Annotated in this window: 25 protein-coding genes; 7 read left to right on the top strand and 18 right to left on the bottom strand. The window is 68.3% G+C overall.

Annotation, left to right across the window (positions count from 1 at the left end):
- Nucleotides 1-5 precede the first annotated feature (5 nt).
- The 4 genes from atpB to queD all read right to left on the bottom strand — a co-directional run bounded on the left by atpB (nucleotide 6) and on the right by queD (nucleotide 2,376).
- A complete protein-coding gene (gene atpB / locus RKE25_RS02870; protein ID WP_311840763.1) occupies nucleotides 6-839 on the bottom strand; it encodes a F0F1 ATP synthase subunit A in 834 nt (277 codons plus the stop codon).
- A gap of 3 nt (nucleotides 840-842) precedes the next feature.
- On the bottom strand, nucleotides 843-1,208 hold the full coding sequence (locus tag RKE25_RS02865; RefSeq protein WP_311840762.1) for a hypothetical protein: 366 nt from the start codon (nucleotides 1,206-1,208) through the stop codon (nucleotides 843-845).
- Nucleotides 1,209-1,470: 262 nt separating this feature from the next.
- Nucleotides 1,471-1,860 (bottom strand): phasin family protein, encoded by a 390-nt coding sequence (locus RKE25_RS02860; RefSeq protein ID WP_311840761.1) that lies wholly within the window; start codon nucleotides 1,858-1,860, stop codon nucleotides 1,471-1,473.
- A 153-nt stretch (nucleotides 1,861-2,013) separates the two neighbouring features.
- The gene (gene queD / locus RKE25_RS02855; protein WP_311840760.1) at nucleotides 2,014-2,376 is read right to left on the bottom strand and encodes a 6-carboxytetrahydropterin synthase QueD; all 363 of its coding nucleotides are present in this window, start codon (nucleotides 2,374-2,376) and stop codon (nucleotides 2,014-2,016) included.
- 135 nt (nucleotides 2,377-2,511) lie between these two features.
- Here queD and RKE25_RS02850 point away from each other — a divergent pair, with 135 nt between their 5' ends.
- Nucleotides 2,512-2,934 carry a hypothetical protein gene (locus RKE25_RS02850; protein ID WP_311840759.1) on the top strand — a complete coding sequence of 141 codons (423 nt, stop codon included), beginning with the start codon at nucleotides 2,512-2,514 and terminating at the stop codon, nucleotides 2,932-2,934.
- Nucleotides 2,935-2,998: 64 nt separating this feature from the next.
- On the opposite strand, the gene RKE25_RS02845 is transcribed toward RKE25_RS02850, so the two are convergent.
- The gene (locus RKE25_RS02845; protein ID WP_311840758.1) at nucleotides 2,999-4,774 is read right to left on the bottom strand and encodes a LysM peptidoglycan-binding domain-containing protein; all 1,776 of its coding nucleotides are present in this window, start codon (nucleotides 4,772-4,774) and stop codon (nucleotides 2,999-3,001) included.
- A 237-nt stretch (nucleotides 4,775-5,011) separates the two neighbouring features.
- Between RKE25_RS02845 and RKE25_RS02840 the strand changes: the two genes are divergently transcribed.
- Together RKE25_RS02840 and RKE25_RS02835 are read left to right on the top strand one after the other, a co-directional pair.
- Nucleotides 5,012-6,004 carry a hypothetical protein gene (locus tag RKE25_RS02840; protein WP_311840757.1) on the top strand — a complete coding sequence of 331 codons (993 nt, stop codon included), beginning with the start codon at nucleotides 5,012-5,014 and terminating at the stop codon, nucleotides 6,002-6,004.
- A gap of 39 nt (nucleotides 6,005-6,043) precedes the next feature.
- The gene (locus RKE25_RS02835; protein WP_311840756.1) at nucleotides 6,044-6,859 is read left to right on the top strand and encodes an ankyrin repeat domain-containing protein; all 816 of its coding nucleotides are present in this window, start codon (nucleotides 6,044-6,046) and stop codon (nucleotides 6,857-6,859) included.
- A 15-nt stretch (nucleotides 6,860-6,874) separates the two neighbouring features.
- Here RKE25_RS02835 and RKE25_RS02830 read toward each other — a convergent pair whose 3' ends face one another.
- The 13 genes from RKE25_RS02830 to fliO all read right to left on the bottom strand — a co-directional run bounded on the left by RKE25_RS02830 (nucleotide 6,875) and on the right by fliO (nucleotide 19,868).
- Nucleotides 6,875-8,260 (bottom strand): LysM domain-containing protein, encoded by a 1,386-nt coding sequence (locus tag RKE25_RS02830; protein WP_311840755.1) that lies wholly within the window; start codon nucleotides 8,258-8,260, stop codon nucleotides 6,875-6,877.
- Between the two features lie 9 nt (nucleotides 8,261-8,269).
- Nucleotides 8,270-8,980 carry a type III secretion HpaP family protein gene (locus RKE25_RS02825; protein ID WP_311840754.1) on the bottom strand — a complete coding sequence of 237 codons (711 nt, stop codon included), beginning with the start codon at nucleotides 8,978-8,980 and terminating at the stop codon, nucleotides 8,270-8,272.
- Nucleotides 8,981-8,987: 7 nt separating this feature from the next.
- On the bottom strand, nucleotides 8,988-9,476 hold the full coding sequence (locus RKE25_RS02820; protein WP_311840753.1) for a hypothetical protein: 489 nt from the start codon (nucleotides 9,474-9,476) through the stop codon (nucleotides 8,988-8,990).
- Complete coding sequence (locus tag RKE25_RS02815; protein WP_311840752.1) at nucleotides 9,473-10,822, bottom strand: FliI/YscN family ATPase; 1,350 nt, start codon at nucleotides 10,820-10,822, stop codon at nucleotides 9,473-9,475. The genes RKE25_RS02820 and RKE25_RS02815 overlap by 4 nt, the downstream gene beginning before the upstream one ends.
- Nucleotides 10,803-11,444 (bottom strand): FliH/SctL family protein, encoded by a 642-nt coding sequence (locus RKE25_RS02810; protein WP_311840751.1) that lies wholly within the window; start codon nucleotides 11,442-11,444, stop codon nucleotides 10,803-10,805. The genes RKE25_RS02815 and RKE25_RS02810 overlap by 20 nt, the downstream gene beginning before the upstream one ends.
- Nucleotides 11,441-12,106 (bottom strand): hypothetical protein, encoded by a 666-nt coding sequence (locus RKE25_RS02805; RefSeq protein WP_311840750.1) that lies wholly within the window; start codon nucleotides 12,104-12,106, stop codon nucleotides 11,441-11,443. The genes RKE25_RS02810 and RKE25_RS02805 overlap by 4 nt, the downstream gene beginning before the upstream one ends.
- 7 nt (nucleotides 12,107-12,113) lie before the next feature.
- Nucleotides 12,114-12,914: a type III secretion inner membrane ring lipoprotein SctJ gene (gene sctJ, locus RKE25_RS02800; protein WP_311840749.1), complete on the bottom strand. Its 801-nt coding sequence runs from the start codon at nucleotides 12,912-12,914 to the stop codon at nucleotides 12,114-12,116.
- Between the two features lie 15 nt (nucleotides 12,915-12,929).
- The gene (locus tag RKE25_RS02795; RefSeq protein ID WP_311840748.1) at nucleotides 12,930-13,337 is read right to left on the bottom strand and encodes a hypothetical protein; all 408 of its coding nucleotides are present in this window, start codon (nucleotides 13,335-13,337) and stop codon (nucleotides 12,930-12,932) included.
- Between the two features lie 26 nt (nucleotides 13,338-13,363).
- Nucleotides 13,364-13,702 (bottom strand): hypothetical protein, encoded by a 339-nt coding sequence (locus RKE25_RS02790; protein ID WP_311840747.1) that lies wholly within the window; start codon nucleotides 13,700-13,702, stop codon nucleotides 13,364-13,366.
- Nucleotides 13,703-13,760: 58 nt separating this feature from the next.
- Nucleotides 13,761-15,074 (bottom strand): FHA domain-containing protein, encoded by a 1,314-nt coding sequence (locus RKE25_RS02785; protein WP_311840746.1) that lies wholly within the window; start codon nucleotides 15,072-15,074, stop codon nucleotides 13,761-13,763.
- A gap of 4 nt (nucleotides 15,075-15,078) precedes the next feature.
- On the bottom strand, nucleotides 15,079-17,055 hold the full coding sequence (gene sctC / locus RKE25_RS02780; protein WP_311840745.1) for a type III secretion system outer membrane ring subunit SctC: 1,977 nt from the start codon (nucleotides 17,053-17,055) through the stop codon (nucleotides 15,079-15,081).
- 36 nt (nucleotides 17,056-17,091) lie between these two features.
- Entirely contained in the window at nucleotides 17,092-19,161 is a 2,070-nt protein-coding gene (gene sctV, locus RKE25_RS02775; RefSeq protein ID WP_311840744.1) for a type III secretion system export apparatus subunit SctV, read from the bottom strand.
- Nucleotides 19,162-19,535: 374 nt separating this feature from the next.
- On the bottom strand, nucleotides 19,536-19,868 hold the full coding sequence (gene fliO, locus RKE25_RS02770) for a flagellar biosynthetic protein FliO (RefSeq protein ID WP_311840743.1): 333 nt from the start codon (nucleotides 19,866-19,868) through the stop codon (nucleotides 19,536-19,538).
- A 96-nt stretch (nucleotides 19,869-19,964) separates the two neighbouring features.
- Between fliO and RKE25_RS02765 the strand changes: the two genes are divergently transcribed.
- The 4 genes from RKE25_RS02765 to sctR are packed head-to-tail and all read left to right on the top strand — an operon-like array spanning nucleotide 19,965 to nucleotide 23,312.
- The gene (locus RKE25_RS02765) at nucleotides 19,965-21,074 is read left to right on the top strand and encodes an ATP-binding protein (protein WP_311840742.1); all 1,110 of its coding nucleotides are present in this window, start codon (nucleotides 19,965-19,967) and stop codon (nucleotides 21,072-21,074) included.
- The gene (locus RKE25_RS02760; protein ID WP_311840741.1) at nucleotides 21,071-21,667 is read left to right on the top strand and encodes a response regulator; all 597 of its coding nucleotides are present in this window, start codon (nucleotides 21,071-21,073) and stop codon (nucleotides 21,665-21,667) included. The genes RKE25_RS02765 and RKE25_RS02760 overlap by 4 nt, the downstream gene beginning before the upstream one ends.
- A gap of 3 nt (nucleotides 21,668-21,670) precedes the next feature.
- Complete coding sequence (locus RKE25_RS02755) at nucleotides 21,671-22,660, top strand: hypothetical protein (protein ID WP_311840740.1); 990 nt, start codon at nucleotides 21,671-21,673, stop codon at nucleotides 22,658-22,660.
- On the top strand, nucleotides 22,647-23,312 hold the full coding sequence (sctR, locus tag RKE25_RS02750) for a type III secretion system export apparatus subunit SctR (RefSeq protein ID WP_311840739.1): 666 nt from the start codon (nucleotides 22,647-22,649) through the stop codon (nucleotides 23,310-23,312). The genes RKE25_RS02755 and sctR overlap by 14 nt, the downstream gene beginning before the upstream one ends.
- Nucleotides 23,313-23,321 lie beyond the last annotated feature (9 nt).

Here is a 23,321-nt window from a genome sequence, read left to right as displayed (position 1 = left end):
GAGACTCAGTGATGCTCACGCGCCGTCGCGATGTAGACGATCGTCAGCATCATGAAGATGAACGCCTGCAGCAGGATGATCAGGATGTGGAAGATCGCCCATGCGGTGTTGAACAGCACACCCGGCAGGAAGCTGATCCAGCCCGCGAACAGGCCCGCGATCAGCATGAACACCAGCTCGCCGCCGTACATGTTGCCGAAGAGTCGCATCGCGAGCGACACCGGCTTAGACAGGTATTCGACGACGTTGAGCAAGAAGTTGAACGGCACCAGGATCGCAACCACGACCGGGTTGTGCGCATGGAACGGCGCGGTCATCAGCTCCTTGCCGAAGCCGAGGCCGCCCTTGGCCTTGATGCCGTGGCCCAGCACGATCAGGAACACGCACAGGGCCAGGCCCACCGTGGTGTTGATGTCGGCGGTCGGCACCCAGCGGAAGAAGGTTTCGTGCGCAGCCTCGACGCCGGCGGCCGTCTTGACGGCGAAGCTCGGGGCATCGAGAGGCAGCAGGTCCATGGCGTTGAGGAACGCCACCCACATGAAGATCGACAGCGCCAGCGGCGTCACCGTGCGGCGGTCGCCGTGGAAGGTGTCCTTCACCTGGGTATCGACGAACTCGACGATCAGCTCCACCAGCGCCTGCCCCTTCGACGGCACGCCGGAAGTGGCCTTGCGGGCCTTCAGCCAGAACCACAGGCAGAACACCGCGCCGAGCACGAAGGCCACGACGATGGAGTCCAGATGGAGCTTCATGAAGGCGCTGTCGCCGAAGCTCACCACGTTGTGATGCAGGTGGTGCTGGATGTATTCGGTTAGACCGCCCTGAGGCTCGGTTGCCATGTCTCAGCCCTTGAATCGGAACGCCAGCAGATTTATCGCGTACGCAGCCACCAGCCCCGTGATAGCGGCCAGTGGCGGCAATTTGAGTTGACCCATGATCACGACCAGCCCTCCAGCGATCGCGATCCATTTCAAGACCATGCCTGACAACATACGGCCCATGGTCATGCCGCCCCCGCCCAGCCCTGCGAAGCTACGCGCTGCCAGCAGCGCGGTACCCAGCGCCACGACCGCGGCGCCCGCAGCGCCCGCGATCGCTTCGCGGTAACCCTGCGTCAGGAAGACGAGGCCAACGACCGCTGCCATGGCGAGCTGCAGCATCACAATGCGCAGCGCGAGACGACGTCCGGAGGCAAGACTGTTGAGCACGTGAGGTCCCCGCGCGGCTTCGCACTAGGCGGCACCGATCCAGCTGCGGGCCACGGTTCAATCTTAAAAAGTATATCAGCGGGGTATTTAGACGGACAAGCCGCGCCGCGTGCGGCACGTCGTCCCGTACGCCCAGGCCGGCCACTGTGCCCGCGCCGATGTATGCAAAGCGTCCATACGGACGCACCAAGAAAAAGGCCGGACTGGGAGCCAGTCCGGCCTTTGGGGACGTCGCCGAGGGAGGGAGCGACGTTTGAAGCGATTACTTCGCGGCAGCCTTCTTCACCGCGGCCACCGGGGCAGCGACGGCATCGTTGGCGGCCTGCTGCTGCTCCTGCGCCAGCGCGGTCAGCGACTCGGCGGTCTTCTGCGTGACGGCAATGATTTCCTGGGTCACGGCCACGGCGCGCTCGGCGTTCTCGCGGCTCAGGGCGGTGCCCTTCTCCCACAGGGTGCGCAGGCCTTCCGCGTCGCGCGTTTCCAGCGCTTCGGCGATGAAGTCGGCGGCGACCTGCGACTGCTTCTCGAGCGCCTTGATCTGGAGCTCGGCGATCTTCTCCAGGCCCTTGAGGGCCACCGACTGGGCCTTGAAGGCGTTGTCGGTCAGCTGCTTGGCGTAAGCGAACACCTGGACATTGAGTTGCTGGGTCATGGCTTGCTCCCTCGGCGGGAATTGGGGTAGTGGAGCAAAGCCTAGCAATGACTTTTGTGCAGTGCAATATAATTTTTGTGAAGACGCGAAATCTTCACAAGAAGCCGCCAAGCAACAACCATTTATGACAGAGCTATGAAATGACGCGACGCGTCAGAAGCTGTCGCGGCTGCAGCTGGCGCCAGAGGTGCAGGTCTCGTGCACCACCACCTTGTCCAGCCCCGGCAGACGCGGCGCCAGGCGCTGGAAGATCCACCGCGCGAGGTTCTCGCTCGTGGGGTTTTCCAAGCCCTCGATATCGTTGAGGTAATGATGGTCGAGCTGGTCGTACAACGGGGCAAAGGCCGTCTTGACGTCGGCAAAGTCCATCACCCAGCCAAGCGCGGGGTCGGGCTCGCCCTCCACGTGGATCTCCACGCGGAAGGAATGGCCATGCAGGCGCGCGCACTTGTGGCCGGGCGGCACGTTGGGAAGCCGGTGAGCGGCTTCGAGCTGGAAGATCTTGAAGATATGCATCGGCGCATTCTACCGCCCGCGCCCGGGCGCCGCCCCGCACACCGGCCGTCTGGGGAAAACCCCAGGGTCCGGACCCTCGGTACCGGCGGCATACTCCCGGCAGCCGGCCGCCGCGCGGCCGGGCGAACCATCGCCATGCGCCACCTCGTCCTCCTGCTGCTGAGCCTGATCGCCATGAACGCCCCTCTCGCCCAGTCCGTCCGCACCCCGGAACCCGGCAGCCAGGAACGCAAGGCGCTGCTGGATGCCACGCGCGCCCCGCTGGAGCAGCGCCTGCGCCAACCCGTGCTGTTCACCGTCGACCAGCTCAACGTCGCCGGCGACTGGGCCTTCCTGCGCGCGCACCTGCAAGGCGCCGGCGGAAAGCCGCTGGACTTCGCCGGCACGCCCTTCGAGGAAGCCGCGCGAGCCGGCTTCCTGTCACGCACTTACGTCGCCCTGCTCCAGCGCCAGCAGGGGCACTGGGCGATCCGCGCCGAGGCCGTCGGTCCCACCGACGTGGCCTGGGCCAATTGGGCAGACAACTACGGCGCGCCTGCCGCCTTGTTCGACCACTGACCCCGGACCGCGCAAACGCGAAGGGCGGCCCGAAAGCCGCCCCTCGCGCCCCCCATCGTCCTGATCAGGGAGGGGTGAGATACCACGCACCGCCATACGGATGGCCATAGCCGACGCGCTGCGTGCCGTCGCGATTGGTGTTGTTGGAGCCGATCAGCTGGATGTTCCCGTGGTCGTTGCTCGCCACCAGCTCAACGTGGCCGCCATTGTTGAGGATGCACACGTCGCCCGGCTTCGCATGCGCCGCATCCACGACCTTCCAGCCCCGTTCCTTGAGGATGCGCCCGATCGATCCCGCCGCTCCCAATCCCGTACGGCTGGAGCCGGAAACCAGGTCCGTATGCCGATCGAGCAGGCCCGCCTTCTGCAGTACCGCCGAGACGAAATTCGCGCAGCACACATCCGAGGGCACGTTCGGGTTCATGGGCAGCGCGCCGCTGCGCTTGAGTTCCGACGCGTTGCGCCCGAGGAACTGCCTGGCGATGTCCACCGCCTTGCCGCCGCTGGCGCTCGTGCCGCTCGTGCCCTGCACGCCGCCCGTTCCCTTCGCGCCACCAGAGCCCGGGATATGGATGACCTGACCGGGATAAATGCGGTCGGGATGGCTGATCTGCGGATTGGCCCGTTCCAGCGCAGCCAGCGAGACTCCGTTGCGCGCAGCGATGCCGGACAGCGTGTCGCCCGAGCGCACGGTGTAGTCGTGGCTGGTCGATGCCGGCGCAGAGTTGCCACCCGAACCTCCCGGCAGATGGATCACCTGGCCCGGATAGATCCGGTTCGGATTGGCAATCTGTGGATTGGCTGCCAGCAAGGCCGAGAGCGACACACCATGGCGCGCCGCGATGCCCGACATCGTGTCGCCGGAGCGCACGGTATAGCTGCCCCCGGCCGGACTGCCGCTACTGCTCCCGCTGCTGCCCGGCAGGTGAATCACCTGCCCTGGGTAGATGTGGTTGAAGTCCCTGATCTGCGGGTTGGCCGCCTCCAGCGCCTTCAGCGAAACGCCCTGCCTCGCCGCGATCGCCGACAGCGTGTCGCCCGGCTGCACCGTATAGCTGCCGCCGCGCGATCCGCCCGACGGCGGCGGCGACGGGGGCGATGGCGTGGTCGATGTGCCGCTAGGCGCGTCGCTGCCGAACAGCGCGGCCTCCTTCGCTCGGCGATTGACCAGCCCCTGCAATACGCGCCCACCCGCATGGACATACTCGCCGAACATCTGCTGCGCGCCTTTGTAATCGCCCGCGTTGAGCTTGGCGAGCAGGCCCGGATATCCGTTCGCGCCGAGGTTGTAGGTGAGGCTTACCAGCGCATCGAACTGATTCTGGTTGATCGGCACGTGCACGTTGCGACGCACGGCGTCCTGCGCCCAGGCCAGGTCCTCCTTGAGGTAGGCCTCCGCCTGCGCGCGCGTGATCGTCTGCCCCGGCTGCACGCCCTTGGTATGGCCATAGCCGATGGTCCACGGCGCGCCGCCCGTACCCGGATCGGGATACGCCGTCGCGCTGTAGCCCTCGAAGCCCTCGATCATCTGCACACCGTTCTGGCTGATGCTGAAGCCCGATGCCGGCCCACCCTTGCCCGCTGGCGGAGCGCCAGCGGCCGGCGCGGAGGCCTGCGGGCCGCCATCCTGTCCACCGGCGGGAAGGTGGATGCGGTCGCCCGGATAAATGCGATCCGGATTCGCGATCTGCGGATTGGCCGCCTCCAGCGCCGCCAATGACACGCCGAAGCGTTGCGCGATGCCGGACAGCGTGTCGCCATGCTGCACGGTGTAGGTGGTCGGGGCATCGTTGCTCGCGGTGACGGCTGAGGAGGAGCGCACGGCGCTGACTGCGGTCATGGTTGGCCTCTGGGCTCGGAACGGAAGCGGCCGGCTCGGCCGGCTTCCGGATTCCAGCATCGGTTCGCGCGCCGCTCCCATTGGGGCTTTCCCGAGCTAGGGCCAACCCTAGGCCTGCCGATGGACGCCCAGCCATCCGTGTGCACCTGGGGAAAACCCGAGGCTAGGGACCGACCTAGCTGCCGGACGCATGAGACGCGGCGCTATGGTCGGGTCATTCGCCATGGGAGGTGGACGATGCAACTCGAACTGCAGGCCTATCGCAGCCAGGCGACCTTGCCGACGGATCGCGCCGCCGCTGCCGCCCAGGCCACCGACGCGCTCGCGCACCCCGACGCCCACGTCTCCCAGCCGCAACTCGCCTTCCATCCCCAACTGGCCAGCCTGACCCGCGCGATGTTCGGCCACGCGACATTCGACAACCGGGCCGGTGCCGCGTCCAGCTTCGACGCGCAGGTGCGCGGCACCGACGCCAAGGCGATCGACCTGCAGCTGGCCCGCATGGCGCAGGACGTCTACGACCCGAACAGCAAAGGCATCGAAGGCTGGACCCGCCTGACCGACGATCAGCTGATGCAGGCCGGCATCGATCCGGCCTCCCTGGAGGACCCGAGCACTGGCTTCCGCGCGGCGATCTACCAGGACGCGAACGGCGATCGCGTCTTGGCGTTCGCCGGCTCCAACGATGCCAAGGACTGGCTCAATAATGCCGAGCAGGGCCTCGGCATCTCCGCCGCGCAGTACAACCAGGCGGTAGCGCTGGCGACGGAAGCCAGGGCCGCGTTCGGCGATAGTCTCGCCATCACCGGTCATTCGCTCGGCGGCGGCCTCGCCTCGATCGCTTCGCTCGCCACCGATTCGGCCAGCGTCACCTTCAACGCCGCCGGCCTCAACGACGCGACACTCCGCCGGCTGGTGCCGGAGGGCGATCCCGGCGCGCTCAGGCAACAGGCCGAGAACGGCCTGATCCGCCGCTACGCCGTCAACGGCGAGATCCTGACCACGACTCAGGAACACACGCCCCTGCCCGACGCCGTCGGCCACAAGATCGCGCTGAACGATCCCGACCCGGTCGCCAAGCCCGACCTGCACTGGTACGACTGGCTCACCGGCAAGGCGGAAGTGCTGCAGGCCAAGTACGCCGCGGACGTGGCCAAGCATTCCGTCGATCTGCACATGGACGACGCCGTGCTTGCCGCCATGCAGAAGGACCATCCCTGGGCTGCCTGATCCGCGATCACTGGTCGCGATGAAACCGTGACGCCGGCCATGCTGTACTCCTTTCGCGCCAGCGTCGCGCCGCGCTGGGCCGACGCGGGAGAACACGGCATGATGCGTTTCCATCGACCCGGGCGCCTCGCCTGGGGCCTGCTGGCGAGCTTCGCGCTCGCCGGCCATGCGGCCGGAACAGAAGCCATGAGCGACATGGACGCAAGCAAGGTGTTCGCCGATCCGCGCGTCGCGGCGCTGGCCGATGCCGCGCTCGCCGGCGACGCCGCGCGCGTGCGGTCCTTGGTGAAGGACGGCGCCGATCCCAACGCGCACGGCGACCACGGCGTCACGCTCCTGGAATGGGCCCTATTGAGGAAAGACCTGCGCGGCATGCAGGCGCTACTCGACGCCGGTGCCGACCCATCGCGCCCCGGCGTGGGCGGTGCCACCGCGCTGCACATGGCCGCGATGGCGGACGATCCGTCCTACCTTCGCCTGCTGCTCGATCGCCGCGCCGACCCGAACGCGCCGCACGGCGTCACGCAGGCGCCGCCGCTGGCCGCCGCGCTGATGAACCCCAAGGACGACGCGTTCCAGCTGCTGCTCGCGCACCGCGCCGATCCCAACCGTGCCGACCGGCTGGGCAACACGCCGCTGCACGTCGCCGCAAAAGTCCACAAGACGCAATGCGTGCTGCGCCTGCTCGAAGCCGGCGCGGACCCCACGCGCCGCAACCAGCAAGGCATCACCTTCCAGGCCTACTTCAATATCCTGCCGGCCGGCGGCCTCAACCCGACGGCACGCGCCGACCACGAAGCGGTACACCAATGGCTGCGCCAGCACGGCGTGGCGGTCGAACAGGGCGTGCAGTAGGAGCCCAGCGGCGCCTCAAGGTGCCGGCGCGTCAGGCCCTGCGCCCCACAGATAACGCGGCGGGAGACGGCCGCGGAATTCGGCCCAGTCCACCCGCACCGGATAGCGCCCCTGCCCCGGCTCGCGCAGCGGCAGCCGCGGACCGCGGCGAGGGCGGCAACGCGCGCTGAGCTTGCGGCGGCGACGGCGCAGGGCGGCTTCGGCGGCATACCGACGGCGCGCCTGCTCGCGGCGATCGCGGCTTTCCTCGGATGCGTCGTCCTCGACGCGCCGCTCGGGCGTCGGCTCCGCCGCGCCACGCGCACGGCGTCCGGCAGCGGCCCGCTCTTCATCGCCGATCGCACCGACGCGACGCATGCGGTCCTGCACCAGCGTGAACTCCAGCTTGCGGCCCGCACCCAGGTCGATCGCGCGCCCGGCACGCATGCTCGCCGCGTGCGCCGCCACGGCCTGGGGATCGATGAATCCCGGCGTCTGCACGTTCGCCGTGCCGGCGCCGCCGACCGCTGCCTGGCCCAGCTGGGCCATCAGCAGCGCCATGATCTGTACTTTCGCTTCATTGCCGTCGACGGCCGGTGCGGCCACGTTCCAACCCGCCGGGGGGTTCTGCGGTACGACGCCCGGCCAGGCCATCGGCGTCGCCAGGAGATTGGGCCGCGTGCCATCCAGCCATGGCATGGGCGGAGGCGGCGGGATGGATGAGTTGCCGTGTTGCTGATCCATCGCCGCCTGCGCGAGTGCGCCGGCGGCCTGGGCCATGCTCAGCACCACGCCGTCCGCGCGCGCCGCACCCAGCGAGGACGCCGGCAGTGCCGTGGCCACCGTGCCGCCGCGGTCTGCCGCAGGCACGTAGCCCACGGGCGCACTGCCCGGTGCGGTTCCGCCAGGCCAGCCGGCCAGCGGCTGGCTGCGGGCCGCCTGCAACGCGACGTCGGCCCCGTTCAAACCCGCTGCCGCGACCAGCGGCAGCACCTGCTGCGCGTTCGGTCCGGCGGATAGCGTCACGCCCAGCTGTATACCGTCGATGCGCGCGCGCATCGGGTTCGGCAGGTCCGGCGGCAAGGGCAGTTCGCGCTGCCCGGGCGACAGGTTGCTGTCGGTGCGGCCGTTGCCTTCGTTCCATCCGCCGGCATGCAGCTCGCCAGGCGAAGAAACCGGCAACTGCATGGTGAGCCCGGCCGTGAGAGGCGTATTCGCGCTCATCCCGGGGTTGGCCTGCAGCAGGCTGTCGATCGGCAACCCGAGCTTGTCGGCGATCGTGCTGACCGTGTCGCCCGGGGACATGGGGAAACTCAGTTGCACGTGCCCGTTGCCATTGCCCGGCACGACGCGGATGCGATCGCCGCCCGCGAGCAGCTGCGCCAGGGGATCGTGCTTGAGGATGCCGATACCGATGCCCATGCCTCGCCCTCAGCCATGCCAGACCGGATCGATTTCCAGCGCGCCCAGCCGCTTGCCGGCGAAACGTTCCACCAGTTGCGGCGCGCTTTCCATGAGTTGCCGGTACGCCTCGGGCGTATGCGTGTCGGCGCGCAGCTTCCAGCCCTTGTCGGTGCGGCTGAGCCAGAGGTCCGTGCCGGGAAGCACGCCGTCCTTCAGCGTGATCATCACCTCGCGCGCTTGCGCGGAACTCTGCGCCTCGGGCACCAGCAGGCGCTTCACGTGACGCTCGATCAGTTCGGCGAGGGCCGGCGCCAGCATGGCGTGGGCGGCGGCCGCAGGCTGTTCCGCGCCATGCAGCACCACCTGCTGCGCCTGCTGCCAGGCCAGCGCGCCCGCACTGGGCAAGCCTTGTCCGTCGGACTGCCCGCCGTCGGACGAGGCATCCTGGCCATCGCGCTCGCCGTCGCGCGGCGGCATCGCCGTGCTCTTGCCCGCCGATGCGTCCAGCTGCCGCTGCAGCAGTTCGCGCAGCGCTTTCTCCTGCTCGCCGGCCGATAGTTTGCCGACGGCGCCGGTTTCTTCGGCGTCCTGCTCCTGCGTGGCGCCATCCATCAGCTTGCGGAAACGCTGAATCTCTTCGCGACCGCGCGCCGGCTCGTCCTTGTCGCGCTGCGTACGCGCATGCGAAGGATGGATAGCATGTGTCTCGCGCGGCACATGGATGGAGTCGTTGTGCATGGTGGCCTCACTGCATCGGCGCGCGGCGCAGGAACAGTTCTTCCAGGTTCTGTTCCTCGTTCCATTCGATCCGGCCGCGCATCTCGCGCAGCCACCCTTGTTTCATCTCGTCCACCGCGTCGAGCTTGCCGCGGGCATGGCGCCACGCGGCGGCGGCACCCTCCAGCTGCTCCAGCGCCTCGGCGCATTCGCGCTCGCGCGCGTCGAGTTCGACGCGACGCTGTTCGATGTCGTGATCGAGCAGCGATAGATGACGTTCGTAGCGATCCATCGCCAACGCCGTGGGCGAGCCGCTGGCGAACATGCCGGTCCACGCGCGGTCGGCGAACTCCTGGCGAGCGAAAGTGGCCTGACTGAGCCGTTCGTTGGCCGCATCGCGCTCGGCCTGGGCGGCGTGGTGCCGTTCGCGCCACAGCTTCAGTTCGTTTTCCAGCGCGCGCAGGCGGATGTCGCGCACGGTCCGCAGCGGTTCCAGCGGGAACTTGCCGTTGCTCATGTGCACACTCCGGTCAGGCGGGCGCGCGTACCGGCGAAATCCGCCGTCTCGTGCGTGCCCTGGCGCAACAGCTGGTTGATCGCATCGATGCGCGCGATCGCCGTGTCCGCGTCGGCGTCGCCGCCGGGCTTGTACTCGCCCAGCTGCAACAGCATCTCGATCTCGCGGTACTTCGCCACGTAGCGCCGCAGCAGCGACGCCGCGCGCTGATGCGCCTGCGGCGTGACCCGCGGCATCAGGCGGCTCGCGCTGGCCAGCACGTCGATGGCCGGGTAATGCCCGGCCTGGGCGAGGCGGCGCGAAAGATAGATATGGCCGTCGAGAATGGAGCGGACCTCCTCGGCGATCGGGTCGCTACCGTCCTCGTCCTCCATCAGCACCGTGTAGAACGCGGTGATGGCGCCCTTCTCGTTGGTGCCCGCGCGCTCGAACAAGCGCGGCAGCGCGGAGAACACCGACGGCGTGAAGCCGCGCCGCGACGGCGGCTCGCCCATCGCCAGCCCCACGTCGCGCAGGGCGCGGGCAAAGCGCGTGATCGAATCCATCATCAGCAGCACGTTCATGCCGCGGTCGCGGAAGTACTCGGCGATCGCCGTACCGAGCCAGGCGACCCGGCTGCGCTCCAGCGCGGGACGGTCGGACGTGGCCACCACGACCACGCTGCGCTGAAGCCCCTCCTCGCCCAAGCTGTCGTGCAGGAATTCGCCCACCTCGCGGCCACGCTCGCCGACCAGCACGATCACGTTCACGTCGGCCTGCGCGTTGCGCGCCAGCATGCCCAGCAGCGTGCTCTTGCCGCCGCCGGCGACGGCGAAGATGCCCGTGCGCTGGCCGCGCCCGATCGTCAGCGTGGCATCGATCGCGCGCACGCCCGTAGGCATGGCCTCGTCGATGGTCCGGCGACTGAGCGGGTTGGGCGATGCGGCATAAAGCGGCACGCGCTCGACCTGTTCGAGCGGGCCGAGTCCGTCCAGCGGCTCGCCGTGCGCGTCGATGACCCGGCCGAGCAGGCTCATGCCCGCCGGCGCGGTCGCCTGCCGCCCCGTCGCGGTGACGGTGGTGGCGGTGGAAATACCTTCCAGCGGACCCAGTGGAGTCAGCAGGGTCTGGTGCTGCGAAACACCCACCACTTCCGCCGGCAAGGAGAAATCGCTATCGGCCTGCTCGAGCAGGCAGAGCTCGCCGATCGCGGCGCGCACGCCAGTGGCGCGCACCAGCGTGCCGTACGCTTCCGCCACGCGGCCTACGCGCTGCAGCGTGTCGCGCCGGCTGAGCGCGCGCAGCAGCGGATCGTCGGCGACGGCGAGGGGATCGCGCGCAGTAGATTCAGGCGTCGGAACGCTCATGGCGCCCCCCATTCTTCTCGGCCGCCGCGAGGATCAGTCGCGCCTGCTCGAGCTGTTCGTTGAAACCCGCGCGCACCATGCCGCCGGCGGATTCGATGATGCAGTCGAAGCGGTCCAATTCCGGATCGCCGATGATCTCGGTATCCGGCGCCGCCGCCGCGCCGAGCGCGGCCACCTCGGCGCGCGCCTGTTCGGCCACGTCCGGATGCACGCGCACCAGCAAATGCGGCTCGAACACCAGCTTCTGCATCGCCTCGGCCACCAGCGAGGCAACCAGGCGTTCCGCGCCGATCGCCGGCGCGATGTGCTTGACCACGGCGATGGCGATTTCGCTCGCGCGCCGGCGCAGCTCCACCGTCGCCGCCGCGCGCGCCACCACCAGCGCTTCCAGCGCCCGCGCGCAATCGCGCAGGCCGCGCTCGCGCCCTTCCACTAACCCTTCGAACTTGGCCTGGGCGCGGATCTGCTCGACCTCCTCCTGCGCCTGGCGCAGGATCGCGTTCGCTTCGTCGAGGATGCGCTGGGCTTCCTGCAGAGGCGTCCACGCGGCGGCGGGAATCACGCCGCCGTCGAGATACAGGCGGAAGCGTTCGGTATCGGCGAAGAGGGCCTGCGCGCTCATTCGGGCTGGGCCTCCACCGCGGGAGCGTCGCCGTCATCCGTCGGCTTGGCGCGCTCGGCGAGCAGTGCGGGCACTGCCGTCGCCGGGAGCCACGACTCTTTCGCGCAGGGCAGCGTGGGAGCGGTCGCGTAAGCCAGGGCCAGGCGCTCGGCCAGGCGCGCATCGCGACGTCCGGCGTGGCCCAGGAATTCGATCTTGCCGCGCTCATAGATCGCATCGCGCAGAGACTGCGCGTCGCGGCCGCAGCGCTGGATGGCCGCACGGCCCATGTGCCGCACGGCCTCCGGCGCGGGGCCGCACCAGGGATCGGCGGCTTGCGCACGGCGCCAGGCGTCCAATCCGAGCGCCTCGCGCAGGAACAGCACCTCCCCGCGCTCCACGGTCACCCGCACGGCGGGGCCGAAGGCGATCGCGCCGAGCTCGCGCGTGAATGTGTCGATCTCCGGTTGCGGCCAGGCGAGCCATGGCTCCTGCGCGACCCAATCGTCCCAGCGCCCTGAGTCCGGCCCGAAGACGCGCGGCTGCTCACGCAGCATGGCGCGCGCCAGGTGGCGGCGACCGAGCCCGGAATGCCTCGATCGCTCGAGCAGCGTCGCCGGCACGCCAGGCCAGCGCGACGGATGCAGGCCGTCGAGCGCGGCCTGCGCATGCAGCCGGTGCATGGCGCGCTCAGCGCTCACCCGGCACCTCGCGCCGCATCACAGCGCGCGATGGATGGCCGAACAGCGCGCCGCGATTGCGCCACAGCAGCAGGCCGGCGAGCAGCACCGCCAGCGCGGCCAGTCCGATCAGTAACAGAGAGGCGACGTCGCCGCGCATGCCGCCCGCGATCACGCCGGTGCGCGCGGCCGTCGCCGGCACCTCGCTCGGCGTGCGCTGGAAGAACTGCACGGTCACGCGGCTGGGGTCGGTCAGGCCTTCCGTGCCGGTCATCACGGCGGCCTTGATGTCGGGCGCGCGGCTCTCGATGCCGGCGTTCGGCCGGGCGATGATCACCACGGACGCCGACCCGCTCGCGGGTTTCTCCTCGATTGGGCTCTTGTCGGGAATGGACAGGTAGACGTACGCATCCACCACGCCGTCGAACTGTCGCAGCGTATTGCCCAGCTGCTGTTCGCGCGCATAGATGAAGCGCTGCTTGTCCTCGGTGGGCGAGGATACGAAGCCGTCCTTCTTGTACATCTGCGCGATGTTGCCGATGCCCTGGTGAGGCAAGCCGGCGTCGCGCAGCACGGCCACCGCGGCGGGCATGTCGTGGCGATCGAGCACCACCTGCCACCCCTCGCCGCGTTCGGCCGGCCGTTTCTGCGCGTCGATGCCGGCATTGATCAGCGCCGCCACCACCTCGTTGGCCTGCTGCTCGTCCAACTTCGCGTACAGCACGTCGCGGCTGCAGCCGGCCAGCAGCGCGAGCAGGCAGACCAGAGCCGCCAGCCGCGGCCACGCCTTGACGGTGAAGCGCTTTGCCATGACCTAAGGACCTCGTCAGGACTGCTGCCGGAACAGCTGCTGCACGCCTTCCGAACTGCGGTTGGCGACGTTGCTGGTCAACTCGGCCTGGAACACCAGTTCGTGGCACTTGAGCGTCATGTCGATCACCTGGCTCGGCGACAAGTCGCGCCCGTTGGCCTTCATCGCTTCGGACAGGCGGCCCAACTCATTGGCGCGCCCGTTGAGCGCGTCGAACTGATTGAGCACCGCCTTGAAGCCCGGCGACAGCTCCTGCGGCACAGGCTTCACCTGCTCCGCCTGCACGGCGTTGGCCGGCGCCGCCTCGGCGAAGGTTTGGCGGAACTTGGCCACGTCGTCCGCATGGGCCGGCGTGGCCGCCTTCGGTTCGGCGGGGGCGAACTGGCTGACGTCGACCACCTGCTGGGTGGGTAGCACGTTCATGGGTCTTCTCCTGGCCCGGGGCCGGATTACTGCTTGCGTCCGAGGGTTTCCAGCGCCTGGCCCACCGCGTTGTTGGAGGTGGCCGCGTTGGTGGAAAGGAACTGCATCTTCAGGCTCTCGGCGGTGAGCTGGGTCATCACCGACGGCTGGTCGGAACCGTTCTCGCTGACCTGCGCGGACAGCTCGGTGACCTTCGACGCCTGATGGTCGAGCGCATTGCCCCAGGCCTTGGCCATGGCCTCGAACCAGCTCTTGGACTGCTGGTCGGTCACGCCGCGCCCCGCGGCGGCTGCACCGCCGGCGATGGTGGTGTTGATGGTCGGGAACTGGGTGCCGCTGCCATTGATCGGGTTGTTGGTGCTCATGCTCGTCTCTCCTGATTGCTGCAGGTGGGGTGGCGGGTCGCGCCCGCCGCTGCTCGCCTCAATGCCCGCCCGCGGCCTGGGCCTTCGCCTCGACGGCGACGACCGGCCTGGCCGGAAGGGTGGGCTCCGATGCCGGCGCCGCGGCGGAGGCCGCCGGGTCCGGCTCGGCCGGCGGCAGCAGCACCGTCGCAGCCGCTTCGTCGAGCGGTTGCGGCGTCTGGTAGTCGTCGGCCTTGTCCAATTGCATGTAGCGGTTGTCCGGCATGCGCAGGAGGATGCTTCCCTCCGCACTGACGGTGAGGAACACGCCGCCCTGGGGCAGCTTGTTTCCCGGGTAGTAGCGGGATTCGTCCCGCGTAACGATGTAGGGGTCGCGCCCGCCGACCACGTGGCGTATACGCTTGCCGGGATCGGGCTTGACCGGCTCGGGCGCGTGCTCGTCGTAGTTCTTCAGCGCCAGGGTCAGGCCAAGCGCATCGGCGTTGAGGTTCTGCATGTCGGCCGAGCCGAGCACGTCCTTCTTCACCTTCTCGGCCTTGGCCGTGTCGCCGAAGTGGCCGCCGACCTCCACGCCGCCCTGGTCCAGCAGCTGGGTTTCCACGGTGTAGCCGTGCATGGCGAAGATGTCGTTGACCTGCCGCTTGACGCTGGGCCAATCGCGCACGGTGAGTTCGGTCAGCAGCCCCGCGTCGGACAGTTTCTGCTTGAGCTGCGGCAGCTGCCCTGCGTTGCCGACGAGGCCGCGCAGCACTACGCGTCCACCCTCGCCCACGCTCGCGCTCACGTGACGAAGCGCCAGGCCGTGCAGGATCGCGCGCACGCGCTCCAGTTGGTCGGACATGCTCGCGGCGCGTACCGGCACGGCCGGATGCGTGACCTTCCAACTGCCGACCAACACCAGCGCGGCCACCGCTAGCAGCAGGCCGGCCATGGCGAGGACGCCACGCCGGCGGCCGGCGAGCTGGCTGTCGGTCAGGGTCGGCAGTGCCTCGCCACCAGCGTCCGTCAGACTCTGCCAGCGCTCGCTCCAGTGCGGACCGACTGCGAACCGCACCTCGCCCAGGCGCACCATCGCGAAATGCTCGAGGCTGACGTTCTCGCCCACCGCGATGCGGCCGTCATGCGTCTCCACTTCGCCGTCCATCGCGCGCAGCAGGACCTGGTCGCCCACCACCGTCAGTACGCAATGGTGGTTGGCGATGCCGGCATCGCCCAGGATCAGATCGCAGTCGTCGGCCTGGCCGATCATCAGGATGCCCCGCTGCGGAAGGCGCATCTCCGCCCCCGCGTGCATCCCGCTGAACACGCGCAGTGCCAGCTGCACTTTCGGCGGCTGGCTGGTGCGTGGACGGGTGGCGGGCAGGGCGCTCATGCGATCACTCCGGGAGGCGCTTCTTGGCCGGTGCGGGCGCGGCATCCGCCGGCACTTGCTGCACGATCACCGGCAGCGGCGCGGGTTGCTGCACGTCGCTCTTCTTGTGGTTCCACCAGGCCTCGTCGCGGGCCTGTTTCTTGTCGAGCTGCTCCTGGCTTTCCATGCTCACCTGCGGCGAGCTGGGCGTCTGCTGGCCGGTGATGTGGTTGAGCATCACCAGGCGCGGCGTGATCAGGAACAGGCGCTCGGTGTGCGCGCGCTGCTTCTGCACGGTCTTGAACAGGTAGCCGAGCAAGGGAATGTCGCCGAGCACCGGAATCTTGTGCTCGTTGTTCTGCGACTGGTCCTGCACCAGGCCACCGAGCAGCAGGCCCTGGCCATCCTGGATCACCGCCTGCGTGTTCACCGCGTTCTGGCTGACGATGGGGTACTGGATGTCCTGTGCGTCCTTGGGCGAGTAGGTGATGTTGCCGTCCTCGATCTGCACCATCATGCGGATGTGCGGCGTTCCGTTCTCCATCACCAGGTGCGGCGTGACGCGCAGCGTGGTGCCGGCGGTGACGTTGTAGAGATCGGAGTTGTACGCGCCGGACACCGGCACGTAGACCGACTGGCTGCTCTGGATCACCGCCTCGGCATCGTTCATGGTGATCACCTGAGGGCGGGTGACCACGTGCGCGACGCCGTCGTCCTCGAGCGCATTGATGTTCGCCACGAATTTCGCCGGATTGCCCAGGATCGTGCCGATCTGCAGGCCATTGTTGAACAGCGGCGGCAGGCCGCTGGTGTCGCCCAGTCCGAGCGCCGCCAGCAGCAGCGCCTTGCTGGCCAGGCCGTCGGCCTGCGTCTGGTTGCCGCTGAGGAAACCCACCGTGGTGCGGTGGTTGCGGTAGAACCAGTTGACGCCGAGCTGGCGCGCCTTCTTCTTGTCGACGTCGATGATGGTCGCTTCGATCTCCACCATTTGCGGCGGCACGTCGAGCTGGCGGATCAGCTCGTCGTACATCGGCAGCCGGTCCGGCGTATCGCGCACGATGATGGCATTGCGGAAGCTGTCGGCCACGATGCGCGTGTCGCCGCTGCCGGCGATCGCCTGGACGCTGCCGTGCTGCGCCGTCGGCGCCAGCGGCGCACTGGGCGGCGTCAGCCCGTCATCGTCCTGCGGCGGCACTGTGTAATTGCCCAATGGCGGCGGAGGCTGTTGGCCGGAACCGGCCAGGCCCTGGCCGCGCAGGCCGCGCTGCCGTGCGGACATCAGGCGCTCGCTCGCGCCGCTGAACTGGCCGTTGCCGGCGTCGTCGCTCACCAGTGCGCGCAGCACGCTGGCCACGCCCGGCACGGTCACCTGGCGGTTGCCGAGCGTCATGGTGGTATCCGACGCCCAGGCGTACTTGAGCGGGTAGAACTTGAAGCGCGTGGTCTCGTGCTGGCCGAGGCCAGCGATGGTCTGCGACATCTGCTTCACCTGCTCGGCGAAGCGCTTGGTGCCGGTGATGGTGACCAGGCCGGTGCTCGGCTCCAGCTTCCACACGTTGCCGGTAGCGGCGTCGGCCCAGTTCACGCTACCCATGGCGGACATGAACTGCTGCTCCAGCGGCAGCGGCACGCTGGTGTAGTCGGTCACGCGCTCCGAATCGAGATAGACGTAGACGGCTGAGCCATCCCAATAGGCGAGCAGGCCGTTGCTGTCCGCGAGGCGGCGCCACACCTGCGCATAGGTACCCTTGAAGCTGCCGTTGATGGTGCCGTTGCGCGCGGCGACCTGCGGACTCAGCACCACTTCCAGGCCCTGGTCGTGGAAGAAGTCCGGAAGGATCTCGCGCAGCGTCTTGTCGGTCTGGATCTCGGTGGTGCTCTTCTTGAACGGAATGGCCGCGGCCTGGGCCAGGCCCGCGCACAACAACAGGCCGAGCGCCGCCATGCAGACCACCGCCTGCCTGACGCCCCTGCCGACCCTCTTGCCCCTGTCATGAACCATCGGTACGGATTCCTTCGCCTATCGAATCGGCTGCCGTCAGACAGCCAGTTGTCCTACCGGCACCAGACGCAGGTCGGGTACCAGCTCCTGATAAGAAAGCACCGGGATGTCGGCGTACTCGGCCTCGGTGAGCTTGCGCAGGTGGCGACGCACGTCCATCGAGCTGAGCAGCACCATGGAGGTACCGTGCTCGCCGCGCGCGTGCTCGCCGATCTGCGCCAGCAAGCGCGCAGCCAGATCCGGCTCCACCGCGAGCTGCGTGCCGGCCGGCCCGGTGTGCACCGAGCGCCGCAGGCGTTCTTCCAATTCCGGGCGGGCGACCAGCACCCGCAACACATGGTCGTCGTCGGCGTAGCGGTAGCTGAGGTGTCGGCGCAGCGCCATGCGCACGTATTCGGCGACCAGCACGATGTCCTTCTCGCGGCTCGCCGCGTCGGTGATCGCCTCGAACACGTCGCGCAGCTGCCGGATCGGCACGCGCTCCTCCACCAGGCGCTTGAGCACCTCCGCTACGCGCTGCGGCGATACCACGCGCAGCATCTCGCGCACGAGATCGGGGTAGTCGCGGCTCAGGCCGTTGGACAGGTTGGACGTCTCCTGGATGCCAACAAACAGCGCGAGATGGCGCTCCAGTGCCATGCGAATGTGTTCGTGCAGCATCTCGGGCGCTTCCAGCGCCTTGGCCTGGCGCGCGCCGTCGCGCGGCACCCATCGTCCGGGAAAACCGTTCACGCCGTCGGGCACCAGCGCACCCGCCTCGCCGGCCGGTGCCGGCGGCAGGGCCGCGCGTCCCGGCAGGAACAACTGGCCGGGGCGCAGCACGCCGTAGGCGATGCGCACGCCATAGGCATAAAGGGCATAGCCCTGCTCGGGCAGGCGCAGGCCCGCACGCAGCGCGGGCTTGGGCAGCGGCACGCCGTATTCCTCGCGCAGGCTGCCCACGACCTGGCGGAACAGGTTGCGCACCTGGTTGCTCCCCAGGGCCTGTAGCGCGGACATATGCACTTCCAGCATCAGCGGCGCGGAGGGCAGCAGCACGTCGCTGTCGGCCACGTCCGGCGGCAGCAGTTCCGCCTGGCTCTCGGGCACCTTGAACAGCCGGCGCAGGAAGCCGACCCGCTCGCGCATGCGCCAGGCGGCGACGCCGACCAGCGCAAGGCCCAGCGGCAGGAACACCAGCGCCGGGAAGCCCGGCACCAGCATCATGCCTAGCGCGATGCAGCCGATGATCATGGTCACGCGAGGCTCGCCGGAGATCTGGCGGGCGATGATCGCGCCCAGGTTGCGATCCTCTTCCTCGCCCGCGGTGCGGGTGACGATCAGGCCGGCGGAGATGGAGGCGAGCAGGGCGGGGATCTGCGCGACGAGGCCGTCGCCGATGGTGAGTACGCTATAGGTATGCACCGCGTCGCCCAAGGCCATGCCGTGCATCATCACGCCTACGCCCAGGCCGCCGAGCAGGTTGATCACGATGATCACGATGCCGGCGATGGCATCGCCCTTGACGAACTTCATGGCGCCGTCGAGCGAGCCGTGCAGCTGGCTTTCGATCTCCAGCATCCGGCGGCGGCGGCGGGCCTCGTCCTTCTCCAACAGGCCGGAGCGCAGGTCCGAGTCGATCGACAGCTGCTTGCCGGGCATGGCGTCCAGCGAGAAGCGGGCCGCCACCTCGGCGACGCGCTCCGCGCCCTTGGCCACCACGATGAACTGCACCACCGTGATGATGAGGAACACCACCAGGCCCACGATCAGGTTGCCGCCCACCACCATGTTGCCGAAGGTGTCGATGATGTGGCCGCCGTCGGCATTGAGCAGGATCGAGCGCGTGATCGCGATAGACAGCGCCAGGCGGAACAGCGTGGTGAGCAGCAGCACGCTGGGGAAGCTGGAGAAGGCGACGGGCGCGGGAATGTAGATGGCGATCAGCAGGAGGCCGACGCCGATCAGCATGTTGAGCGCCACCAGGGCGTCGATCGCTACCATCGGCAGCGGCAGGATCATCAGGCCGATGATCGCCACCACGCCGGCGACCAGCACGAGATCGCTATAGCTGCGGGAATGGCCGGCGCCGGGCGCCAGCCTCGAAAGAATCGCTTCAAGCGCCATGACGCACCGTTCCGGACCCTGCGCGGCCACGGCCGACCGCTGCGACGCGATCACCGGCGACACGCCACTTTGCTGGTCCTGCCACGCTAGCCACGACACCACTCCGGCAACCGGACACACTCGTCCATTGAGCGAATGGAAACGCCCTTTCCACTGCCGTTGCCGATGACGCCGCGCACGAATGGCGCGAACCGCTTCAGCCTTACGCCCCCTGTCGGCGCTCGGTGAAGTGGGAACCTACACAGCACCCCTGAAAATCGATACCTAGGGAAAACCCTAGGTTTTAGGATTCATTTTTGTGAATATGAAATTCACGCGACACATATAATAGAAACGTTCGCTTGAATCACGCCCGGTACGTGATATTCATCACGCTATTTCGCGTTGTCATCACGCCGTAATTCGGCGATCAGCTCGACGCGCTGCGCGGTGACGCCAAGGACCAGCCGGCGCTCCTGCGCATCCACCACCACGACTCGCTCGCGGGCGCCTACGGCCAGGGCCTGCACCACCTTGAGGGGACCGCCGGACCCGCGCAGCGCCTGCCCCTTGCGCAGCCACCAGAGCCATGCAACCAGGGCCGCGCACACCGCAATCAGCGGCAATAAAAGGCCGAACCAGAGACTGCCGCCCGCGGGCGTATCGGCAGCTAATGCGACGGACGGCCAGGATAATCCGGCCATGACGTTGCGGAGTAATCTCTTCATGGCATTATTCCTATTCAATACGACGCAGTAAAACTTGGCCGCCGTGTCATTCGTTGGGGGACGAATCGCAACACGCCTGATCGAAGGACCGTCACGATGCCTGTGACCCGGATTGACCGCAAGCCGCCGCCCGCACGGAAGATGAGCGCCGATGCCGCCCAGGGATATGCATGGATCGACGCGGTACCTTGGCCCTGCATCGTGTTCGACCAGCATGACGGGTCGGCTCTGGCCTACAACACCGCCTTCCGCGACGAGTTCCCCCAGTTCGAGGCCGCGCCGGCCGACAGCGGACTGTCGCGCGAACGCTTCGACGGCGCGTTCGAGCAGACCAGCGGCCAAGGCGGCAAGCCGATCTATTACGCCGCGCAGACGCGGCGCTGGTACCGCATCGAGAACGGCCAGCCGCCGACGGGCGCGCCGGCCGAGGCGCTGTTCATCACCAACATCAGCGAATGCATCGACCTGCTGCGCCGTCACCAGGCACAACACGAGCAGCTGCTGTCCACCTCGCGGATGATGAGCGTCGGCGAGATGGCGACCACGCTGGCGCATGAATTGAACCAGCCCCTGGCCGCGGCCGTGAACTACCTTGCCGGCTGCGAGCAGCTGGCCGGCGCTGCGCCCGAAGGCAGCCACCTGCTGCAGGGTATCCGCCTCGCACGGCGGCAGGCTGAGCGCGCGGCGCAGATCATCGGCAGCATTCGCGAGTTCGTACGCAGCCGCGAGCCGTATCGGCAGAACCTCGATGCGCGGGCGCTGGTGCACGGCGTGATCGAGCTGCTGCGCCTGGAGGCCGAGCAGTTCCAGGTCGCCATCGTCAACGAGCTGCCCGGCGACCTGCCGCCGATCTTTGCCGACCGCGTGATGATCGAGCAGGTGTTGCTCAATCTGATCAAGAACGCGATCGAGGCCATGCGCGAAACGCCGCCGGCACGCCGCAGCATCCGCGTCACCGCGCGGCTGGACTACGACGGCATGGTGGAGATCCGCGTGCTGGACCAGGGCTGCGGCCTCGGCGCCGCCGACATGCAGCGGCTGTTCACGCCGCTGTACACCACCAAGCCCGATGGGCTGGGCATCGGCCTGGCCATCTGCCGCTCGATCGTCGAGTACCACGAGGGACGCCTGTTCGCCGAACCGAACCCGGAAGGGCGCGGCGGCTGCGCCATGGCGTTCACCGTGCCACGAGGGAACGCTGCATGACATCTGCCCAAGGCACCCGCATCTACCTGGTGGACGATCACCAGGAGTTCCGCGATTCCTGCGTCTGGATCCTGGAACAGACCGGCTTCGAGGTGCATGCCTTTCCCAGCGCGGAGGCGCTGCTCAAGGAACTCTCGCGCAATCCCGCGCCTGCGCGCAGCTGCGTGGTGAGCGACATCCGCATGCCCGGCATGAGCGGACTGGAGCTGCAGAGCGAACTGGCGCACCGCGGCTTGTCGCTGCCGCTGATCTTCGTCACCGGCCATGGCGACGTACCGCTGGCGGTGGACGCGATGCGCCACGGCGCGGCCAATTTCATCGAGAAGCCATTCGACGCGCCGCTGCTGATCGAGGCGATCCAGTCCGCGCTGTCGGCGCATGCGCCGCAGGCCGCGTCGGGCGCGCTGGCGAACCTCACCCGGCGTGAACGCCAGGTGCTGGACGGCATCATGAGCGGCAAGCTCAACAAGGTGATCGCCGACGACCTCAAGATCAGCCCGAAGACGGTCGAACTGCACCGCGCCAATCTCATGGCCAAGCTCGGCGCGCACAACGTGGTCGAGCTCACCCGCGCCGTGCTGGGCCAGGGCTGACGCGTGGCCGCCATCGAGGCCGTATCGGCCGTGTCCCCGCCGGGCGAAGGCCTGCTTGCCGCCGCGCGCGCCTTGCTATCGCGCGGCAATGCGCTTTCCCACGCCAGCACGGAGGGCGTGCTGACGCTGCATGCCGGACGCGGACAGCGCCATGCCGCCGGGCTGCCATGCGTGCGGTTGGACCATGCCCACGGTTCGCTCTGGCTCGCGCTGGAACGGGAGCAGGGCGACAGTCCGCTGGGCGACGCGCGCTGGCAGGACTACGAAGGCGACGCGCGTCTCCTGGCCTGGTCGCTCGCGCACGAGCCACTGGTCGCGGCACTGAATGCCTTGATCGGCCAGGCGGCGCTGCCCGTGGACTTCCTGCCGATGGGAGGTGAACGGGACAAACTGTGGCTGAGCGTCGTATGGCAAGGCCACGACGGCATGGCGACGAGTGGCTGGGTCGGACTGGCCGAACCGGACGTGCAGGCCCTGGCGGCACGGCCCGAGTGGCGTCGCGATGCGGCCTACCCGGCGGTCATCGGCGATGCGGCCTCGCTGTCCCTGCGCCTTCTGCTCCCGGGTCGCCCGCTCGACGCGGCGGCGGTCGCGGCGCTGGCCGCCGGCGACATGATGGTCATCGGCCAGGAGACGGAGGTCGAGGGCCGCTTGCAACCGGACGAGGACGCCGCCCGCTATGTATTCGGCCTGCCCGAGGGCTGGCCGGTGCAGCGCCGGCAGGGCGAGTGGACGATATCGAGCCGTCCGTTGCTGGCGTTCGGCCACGACGCAGCGCGCCCGTTGTTCCTGGTGACGCGATTGAGCATGAGCCTGGACGACCTGGGCGGATTGCGGCCGGGAAGCCTCCTGCATGCCGATGGCGCACTGGTCGGCGCCACCGTGGGAATCATGCTGGGCGGCCGCCGCTTCGGCGAGGGCTCGGTGCTGCGGCTGGGCGAATGGCTTGGCGTACGCATCGCGCAAAGGGAAGGTGAGCATGGATTTCAATAGTTTCTCGCCCGCGCTCGTCATCACCATGGTGGTGGCGCTGGCGATGGCGCCGTTCGTCGCGGTGATGGTCACGTCCTTCACCAAGATCGTGGTGGTGCTCAGCCTGCTGCGCAACGCCCTGGGCCTGCAGCAGGTGCCGCCCAACGTGGTGATCAACGGGCTGGCGATCATCCTGTCGATCTACGTGATGAACCCCGTGATCATGGACAGCTACCGCGACGTGCAGACGCAGATGAGCACGCAGGCGCCCGGTCCGATGACCATGGAGAAGCTCGGTCAACTGGTGCAGTCCGGCAAGGAACCCCTGCGCGGGTTTCTAATCAAGCACAGCAACGAAGGCGAGCGCGCCTTCTTCCTGCAGAGCGCCAAGCGCCTGCTGCCGCCGGACCGCCAGGCGGATCTGACGGCCGACGACTATCTGGTGATCGTGCCGGCGTTCACCGTGAGCGAGTTGACCCAGGCCTTCCAGATCGGCTTCCTGCTGTTCCTGCCCTTTCTTGTCATCGACCTGGTGGTGTCCAACATCCTGTTGGCGATGGGCATGATGATGCTGTCGCCCACCATGGTGTCGCTGCCGTTCAAGCTGCTGCTGTTCGTGCTGCTCAGCGGATGGGCGAAGCTCATCCATGGTCTCGTGATGACGTACCAATAGGGGGGGGCG

Source organism: Dyella sp. BiH032, assembly GCF_031954525.1.
Lineage (GTDB): Bacteria > Pseudomonadota > Gammaproteobacteria > Xanthomonadales > Rhodanobacteraceae > Dyella_D.
The sequence above is the reverse complement of the archived record's forward strand: the minus strand, read 5'-3'. Positions and strand labels throughout refer to the sequence as shown.

Coding starts and splice junctions, on each gene's coding strand:
- atpB (WP_311840763.1), bottom strand. CDS start 839: ATGGCAACCGAGCCTCAGGGCGGTCTAACCGAATACATCCAGCACCAC.
- RKE25_RS02860 (WP_311840761.1), bottom strand. CDS start 1,860: ATGACCCAGCAACTCAATGTCCAGGTGTTCGCTTACGCCAAGCAGCTG.
- queD (WP_311840760.1), bottom strand. CDS start 2,376: ATGCATATCTTCAAGATCTTCCAGCTCGAAGCCGCTCACCGGCTTCCC.
- RKE25_RS02850 (WP_311840759.1), top strand. CDS start 2,512: ATGCGCCACCTCGTCCTCCTGCTGCTGAGCCTGATCGCCATGAACGCC.
- RKE25_RS02845 (WP_311840758.1), bottom strand. CDS start 4,774: ATGACCGCAGTCAGCGCCGTGCGCTCCTCCTCAGCCGTCACCGCGAGC.
- RKE25_RS02840 (WP_311840757.1), top strand. CDS start 5,012: ATGCAACTCGAACTGCAGGCCTATCGCAGCCAGGCGACCTTGCCGACG.
- RKE25_RS02835 (WP_311840756.1), top strand. CDS start 6,044: ATGCTGTACTCCTTTCGCGCCAGCGTCGCGCCGCGCTGGGCCGACGCG.
- RKE25_RS02830 (WP_311840755.1), bottom strand. CDS start 8,260: ATGGGCATCGGTATCGGCATCCTCAAGCACGATCCCCTGGCGCAGCTG.
- RKE25_RS02825 (WP_311840754.1), bottom strand. CDS start 8,980: ATGCACAACGACTCCATCCATGTGCCGCGCGAGACACATGCTATCCAT.
- RKE25_RS02820 (WP_311840753.1), bottom strand. CDS start 9,476: ATGAGCAACGGCAAGTTCCCGCTGGAACCGCTGCGGACCGTGCGCGAC.
- RKE25_RS02815 (WP_311840752.1), bottom strand. CDS start 10,822: ATGAGCGTTCCGACGCCTGAATCTACTGCGCGCGATCCCCTCGCCGTC.
- RKE25_RS02810 (WP_311840751.1), bottom strand. CDS start 11,444: ATGAGCGCGCAGGCCCTCTTCGCCGATACCGAACGCTTCCGCCTGTAT.
- RKE25_RS02805 (WP_311840750.1), bottom strand. CDS start 12,106: ATGCACCGGCTGCATGCGCAGGCCGCGCTCGACGGCCTGCATCCGTCG.
- sctJ (WP_311840749.1), bottom strand. CDS start 12,914: ATGGCAAAGCGCTTCACCGTCAAGGCGTGGCCGCGGCTGGCGGCTCTG.
- RKE25_RS02795 (WP_311840748.1), bottom strand. CDS start 13,337: ATGAACGTGCTACCCACCCAGCAGGTGGTCGACGTCAGCCAGTTCGCC.
- RKE25_RS02790 (WP_311840747.1), bottom strand. CDS start 13,702: ATGAGCACCAACAACCCGATCAATGGCAGCGGCACCCAGTTCCCGACC.
- RKE25_RS02785 (WP_311840746.1), bottom strand. CDS start 15,074: ATGAGCGCCCTGCCCGCCACCCGTCCACGCACCAGCCAGCCGCCGAAA.
- sctC (WP_311840745.1), bottom strand. CDS start 17,055: ATGGTTCATGACAGGGGCAAGAGGGTCGGCAGGGGCGTCAGGCAGGCG.
- sctV (WP_311840744.1), bottom strand. CDS start 19,161: ATGGCGCTTGAAGCGATTCTTTCGAGGCTGGCGCCCGGCGCCGGCCAT.
- fliO (WP_311840743.1), bottom strand. CDS start 19,868: ATGAAGAGATTACTCCGCAACGTCATGGCCGGATTATCCTGGCCGTCC.
- RKE25_RS02765 (WP_311840742.1), top strand. CDS start 19,965: ATGCCTGTGACCCGGATTGACCGCAAGCCGCCGCCCGCACGGAAGATG.
- RKE25_RS02760 (WP_311840741.1), top strand. CDS start 21,071: ATGACATCTGCCCAAGGCACCCGCATCTACCTGGTGGACGATCACCAG.
- sctR (WP_311840739.1), top strand. CDS start 22,647: ATGGATTTCAATAGTTTCTCGCCCGCGCTCGTCATCACCATGGTGGTG.